Genomic DNA, 5,334 nt, shown 5'->3' on the forward strand with positions numbered 1-5,334 from the left:
GACATCGCCCGCGATCCCAACCCCCACATCGCCTTCGGCGGCGGGGGCCCCCACCACTGCTTGGGCGCCAACCTGGCCCGCGTCGAGATCCGGCTCCTGTTCGAGGAGCTGGCCCGGCGGGTGCCGCGGCTCAAGGCCCTCGACGCCCCCCAGCCCCTGCGCTCCAACTTCATCGGGGGCATCAAGCACCTGCCCGTGGAGCTGGCCGGGTCCGCCTGACCCGGCGCCCTAGGGTGGCGGTCGACGTGGAACCGGGCCCGGGCTTCGCCGACCGCTTCGCCAAGGCCCGGGCCATCCATGGCCCCCTGACCTTCGGGCTCGACCCGTCCGGTGCGCTGCTGCGCGACTGGTCGCTCGGGGACAGCGCCGACGGTCTGGAGCGCTTCGTCGACATCGCCGTGCAGGCGGCGGCGGGGGCGGTGGCGGTGGTGAAGCCCCAGTCCGCCTTCTACGAGCGCCACGGCTGGGCCGGCAGCCGGGCCCTGGCCCGGCTGGTGGCCGAGTGCCGGGAGGCCGGCCTGCTGGTCCTCCTCGACGCCAAGCGGGGGGACGTGGGCTCGACCAACGAGGCGTACGCCGAGGCCTACTTCGACCCCGGCGCCGGCATCCCCGCCGACGCCCTCACCGTCACCCCCTATCTCGGGTTGGAGGCCATGCGGTCGATCCTCGACCGGGCGGCGGCGGCCGGCGGGGGCGTGTTCGTGGTGACCCGGTCCTCGAACCCCGAGGGCCGCACCATCCAGGAGGCCCGGGTGGCCGGGGGTGCGAGCGTCGAGGGCTGGATGCTCGGGGCCATCGCGGCGGAGAACGCCCGGCTGGCGCCGGGGACGATCGGGCCGGTGGGGGCGGTTTTCGGCCCCACCCACGAGCCGCCCGAGGGCCTGGACCTGGCCGGCATGAACGGGCTGTTCCTGGCGCCGGGGGTCGGCGCCCAGGGCGCCACCTTCGCCGACGTGGCCCGCTGCTTCTCCGCCTGTCCCGACCGGGTGCTGCCGGCGGCGTCCCGCTCGCTGCTGGCCGCCGGCCCGGACGTGGGGGCCCTGCGCGACGCCCTGGCCGCCGCCGGCGCCGAGGCCCGGGCCGCCCTCGGTTAGGGCCCGCGCCATTCGGACCATGTGAAACCGCACCGGGGGGGGCGGACCTCCCCGGGGTGCGGGAGCTAGCGCGCCAGAAGGACCGGAAGCGTCTTCAGCCCGTTGTTGAGGTTGGAGCGGATGCGCCGGGGCGGGCCGGTCAGCTCGATGGTCGGGAAGGCGGCCAGCAGCTCCTCGAAGAACACCCGCCCCTCGAGGCGGGCCAGGTGCACGCCCAGGCAGAAGTGCGAGGCGATCCCGAACGACAGGTGCGGGTTGGGCTGGCGGTGGATGTCGAAGCGCTGCGGGTCGGAGAAGACGTCCTCGTCCCGGTTGGCCGACGTGTACCACATGGCCACCTTGTCGCCGGCGCGGACCGGCACGCCGCGGATCTGGGCGTCGGCGGTGGCGGTGCGCCGGAAGTAGTGGAGGGGGTTGGCCCAGCGCAGGATCTCCTCCACCGCCCCGGGCAGGAGGGAGCGGTCCCGGCGCAGCTCCTCCATCTGGTCGGGATGGGCCAGCAACGCCAGGAGCCCTGACGAGAGCATGGTCTTGGTGGTGTCGTTGCCCGCCGTCACCAGCTGAACGAAGAAGCTGCCGAACTCCACGTCCGACATCGGCCCGTTCCCGAAGTTGCTCGCCAGGATCAGCGAGGCCAGGTCCTCCCGGGGCGGCTCGGCCCGCCGGCGGGTCGCGAACTCGATGGCGTACATGGCCATGTCGACGATCCCGTCCGAGCCCCCCGCCGAATAGCCGTCGGACCCGGCCAGGTCGGGGTCCTGGCTGCTGGTCGACTGCTCGGCCCACCTGCGGATGCGCGGCCAGTCCTCCTCGGGGATCCCGACCAGCTCCCCGACCACCTGGCTGGGCAGGAGGCCCGCCACTTCGTGGCAGAACTCGACGTCGCGCCGCTCGGCCGCCTCCTCCATGATCGTGCGGCAGATGGCGCGTACCCGCTCCTCCATGCGCCCGATCACCTTGGCCTTGAAGCTGTCGGCCAGCGGCTTGCGGTAGGCGGTGTGCCGGGGCGGGTCCATCATCAGCAGCATGTTGCGGCTGCGCTCGAGCTGCTCGGGTGGGATGTTCTCGAGGATCACGCCCTGCTCCTCGGCGGAGAACAGCTTGGGCTGGCGGGCCACGTGGGCCACGTCGGCGTGCTTGAGCACCGCCCAGTAGCCGGGCTGGTCGGGCATGTCCTGCCAGTACACCGGGCTGGTGCGCCGGAGCTCGGCAAAGATCTCGTGGATCGGCCCCTCGACGTACAGGTCGGGGTCGTAGATGTCGGGGCCGTTGCCGATGGCCCTGCTGTCGACGGGCATGGCCGGCGGCTCCGTCAGTCGACCAGGACGGGGGGCTTGGCCAGGCCCTGCTGCTCGCACAGGGCCAGGTAGAACGCCAGGGTGCCGGCGCCGTCGCTGACCGAGACCACGTTGCCCTCGGCGTCGAGGTTCAGGTTCATCCCGTACATGTGGAACCACACCCGGGTGTCGTCCTCGATGCACTGCAGGGTGTGCACGGAGTTGGCCGGCTCGTACAGGAACGAGTCGGCCCGATTGACGTACTCGTACTCCTTGTACTTCCACGCCCCCGACTTGGTGTAGCCCCACACCGGGCCGGTGTGCCGGTGGGTCATCACCTCGAACCCGGCCTGGAAGACGTTCTCGATGATCCAGAGGCTCTCCTTCTCGCGGACCTGGAGCACGCGGATCATGTTCCCGCCCCCCATGTCGACGAAGGGGATCTCCTGGTCCCCGATGTGCACCGCCGTCGGAGCGGGCGCGGTCATCGCCATCCGTCTACCTCCCCCTTGTCGTGCCGGCGCGGGTCCGCCACCGGCGCGCCAGACTACGCGAGTGCCCCAGATCGATCTCCTCGACCCGGCGTCCTTCTCCCGGGGACAGCCCCACGACCAGTTCCGGTGGCTGCGGGAGCACGAGCCGGTCCACAAGCATGAGGAGCCGGACGGCCCCGGCTTCTGGGCCCTCACCCGCCACCGGGACGTGAAGGAGGTGGGCCGCGACCAGGCCCGGTTCTCCTCCGAGCCCACGATCATGATCGCCGACTCCCCCCTGGGCATCCCCGACCACCAGATGTTCCTGATGCTGGACCCGCCCCGCCACACCGAGCAGCGCAAGGTGATCTCGTCCCGGTTCCTGCCCCGGGCGGTGCGGGCCCTGGAGCCGCGGGTGCGCGAGCTGGCCGCCCGGATCGTCTCCGGCGTGGCCGGCAGGGGGGAGTGCGACCTCGTCGAGGACGTGGCCGGCCTGATGCCCTCCTACGTGGTGGCGGAGCTGCTCGGCCTGCCCCACGAGGACGGGGTGGCGCTCTACCGCCTCACCGAGGCCATCCACGCCGCCCCGGACGAGAGCGACCCCGGCGCCGGGATGAGGGCGGTGAGCGAGATGTTCATGTACGCCCACCAGGTGTGGGAGGAGAAGCGGGCCCACCCGTCCGAGGATCTCTCCAGCATGATCATCAACGGCAGCTTCGGGGGGCGGGACGTGGACGAGATCGACTTCGCCCTGTACTTCCTGCTGCTGGTCGACGCCGGCGGGGACACGACCCGGAACCTGGTGGCCGGCGGGATGAACGCCCTGTTCGAGCACCCCGGGCAGCGGGAGCGGCTGTTGGCCGACCTCGACGGCCTCCTGCCCACCGCCATCGAGGAGATGCTGCGCTGGGTCAGCCCGGTCGTCTACATGCGCCGGACCGTGACCACCGACACCGAGATCGACGGGGTGGCGGTCCAGGCCGGGGACAAGGTCGTCATGTACTACGGCGCCGCCAACCGCGACCCCGACGCCTTCAGCGACGCCGACACCTTCGACGTAACCCGCCGGCCCAACGACCACGTGGCCTTCGGCGGCGGCGGTCCCCATTTCTGCCTGGGCGCCCACCTCGGCCGTCTGGAGATCGAGGCCCTGCTGCGCGAGATCGTGGTGCGGCTCCCCGACATGGAGCCCGCCGGGCCCGTCGAGTGGCTGCCGTCGAACTTCATCTCCGGGCCCCGTCACCTCCCGGTGCGCTTCAGCCCCGGGTAGGCGCCGTCAGCAGCCCGCCGTCAGCAGCCCCCCGTCAGCAGCCCGGCCAGCTCCTCCAGCGACGCCACGTGGGGGTGGTCCTCGGGGGCGAGACAGAGGCTGTAGGGATCGGCGTGCACCACCCGGATGCCCGCTGCCCGGGCGCCGGTGACGTCGAAGAACACCGTGTCCCCGATGTACAGGCAGGACCCGGGACTGCCACCGATGGCGTCGAGGGCCAGCTCGAAGATGCGCGGGTCGGGCTTCTCGACGCCGACGACGTGGGAGTCGATCACCACCTCGACGCGTGCCACGGCGCCGCCGTTCACGCTGCAGATCCGCCCGTCGTGCAGCTGCTCCTCGATGGTCCCGGTGGCGTTGGACACGACCGCCAGCCGGAAGCCGGCGCCCTGCAGCCGGAGCAGGGCCTCGGCGGCGCCGACCACCGGCACCCACGGCTCGCTGAGGTACAGGGCCTCGATGCTGTCGACGACCTCGTTCACCCGGTGCTCGGGTATCCCCAGGGTGCGGGCCAGGTGGCGGTCGACCGCCGGCCAGTCCAGGGTCCCGATGCGGTCGAGCTCGGCCATGCACTCGTAGTGGCCCCGGCGCGCTTCCTCGTCGGTGACCGACAGCCCGAACGGATCCAGGGTCTTGCGCAGGGCGGAGGGATCGGGCAGCAGCAGCACCCCGCCGGCGTCGAGCAGGACGGTGTCGACCCCCGCCAGGTCCAGTTCGGCCACGAGCGGGGTCAGATGCGGTGGGCGGCGACGAGCAGGTGCAGCGGGCTGCGTTCCACCTTGACGGCCAGCCAGCGGAGGACGGCTGTGCCGGCGGGGCGCAGCCCGAGCGCCAGCACGGCGCCGATGAGCAGCCCCACCACCTGGTCGGCCGGGTACTGGACGCCGACGTAGACCTGGGAGAAGGCCAGCACCAGCGCCGCCGCCAGGGCCACGAGGGCGGCGTTGCGGTTGCTCAGCCACAGCCCCGCCACGACCGCGCCCGCGAAGGCGGCCTCCCATCCGGGGAGGGAGAACGAGCCCGGCCGGCCCACCAGCACGACCACCCCGGGGAGGGCCTGGAAGGGCCGGGCCCGGCCGATGGCGTCGCTGAACGCCTGGCTCACGGTCATGGCCACGGCTCCGGCCCCGGCCGCCCACGCCGCCGAGCTCACCGCCCGGGGGGCGGCGGCCAGGTTGCGGCCCTGCCACCACGCCGCCGCCACGCACAGGGCCAGCACG

At 72.7% G+C, this 5,334-nt stretch carries 7 protein-coding genes; 3 read left to right on the top strand and 4 right to left on the bottom strand.

Annotated elements, in window-relative coordinates; genetic code table 11:
- Together VFW24_04260 and pyrF are read left to right on the top strand one after the other, a co-directional pair.
- Window positions 1–219: steroid C27-monooxygenase (locus VFW24_04260; protein ID HEX5265962.1), on the top strand; the 219-nt coding region annotated here is incomplete at its 5' end.
- A 26-nt stretch (window positions 220–245) separates the two neighbouring features.
- Window positions 246–1,094 carry an orotidine-5'-phosphate decarboxylase gene (gene pyrF, locus VFW24_04265; GenBank protein HEX5265963.1) on the top strand — a complete coding sequence of 283 codons (849 nt, stop codon included), beginning with the start codon at window positions 246–248 and terminating at the stop codon, window positions 1,092–1,094.
- A gap of 65 nt (window positions 1,095–1,159) precedes the next feature.
- Here the strand turns inward: pyrF and VFW24_04270 are convergent, their stop codons facing one another.
- Together VFW24_04270 and VFW24_04275 are read right to left on the bottom strand one after the other, a co-directional pair.
- Window positions 1,160–2,392, bottom strand: a complete 1,233-nt coding sequence (locus VFW24_04270; GenBank protein HEX5265964.1) for a cytochrome P450 — start codon at window positions 2,390–2,392, stop codon at window positions 1,160–1,162.
- A 14-nt stretch (window positions 2,393–2,406) separates the two neighbouring features.
- Entirely contained in the window at window positions 2,407–2,859 is a 453-nt protein-coding gene (locus VFW24_04275) for a 2,4'-dihydroxyacetophenone dioxygenase family protein (protein ID HEX5265965.1), read from the bottom strand.
- Between the two features lie 67 nt (window positions 2,860–2,926).
- On the opposite strand from VFW24_04275, the gene VFW24_04280 reads away from it, so the two are divergent.
- Window positions 2,927–4,114: a cytochrome P450 gene (locus VFW24_04280; GenBank protein HEX5265966.1), complete on the top strand. Its 1,188-nt coding sequence runs from the start codon at window positions 2,927–2,929 to the stop codon at window positions 4,112–4,114.
- A gap of 20 nt (window positions 4,115–4,134) precedes the next feature.
- On the opposite strand, the gene VFW24_04285 is transcribed toward VFW24_04280, so the two are convergent.
- Together VFW24_04285 and VFW24_04290 are read right to left on the bottom strand one after the other, a co-directional pair.
- A complete protein-coding gene (locus VFW24_04285; GenBank protein HEX5265967.1) occupies window positions 4,135–4,836 on the bottom strand; it encodes an HAD family hydrolase in 702 nt (233 codons plus the stop codon).
- Between the two features lie 8 nt (window positions 4,837–4,844).
- A partial coding sequence (locus tag VFW24_04290) for a phosphatase PAP2 family protein (GenBank protein ID HEX5265968.1) occupies window positions 4,845–5,334 on the bottom strand: 490 nt, incomplete at its 5' end.

The organism is Acidimicrobiales bacterium (genome assembly GCA_036273495.1).
Classification (GTDB): domain Bacteria; phylum Actinomycetota; class Acidimicrobiia; order Acidimicrobiales; family JAJPHE01; genus DASSEU01.

What these genes read in the sequence shown, in the direction of transcription:
- VFW24_04270 (HEX5265964.1), bottom strand. Translation starts at nt 2,392, where the DNA reads ATGCCCGTCGACAGCAGGGCCATCGGCAACGGCCCCGACATCTACGAC.
- VFW24_04275 (HEX5265965.1), bottom strand. Translation starts at nt 2,859, where the DNA reads ATGACCGCGCCCGCTCCGACGGCGGTGCACATCGGGGACCAGGAGATC.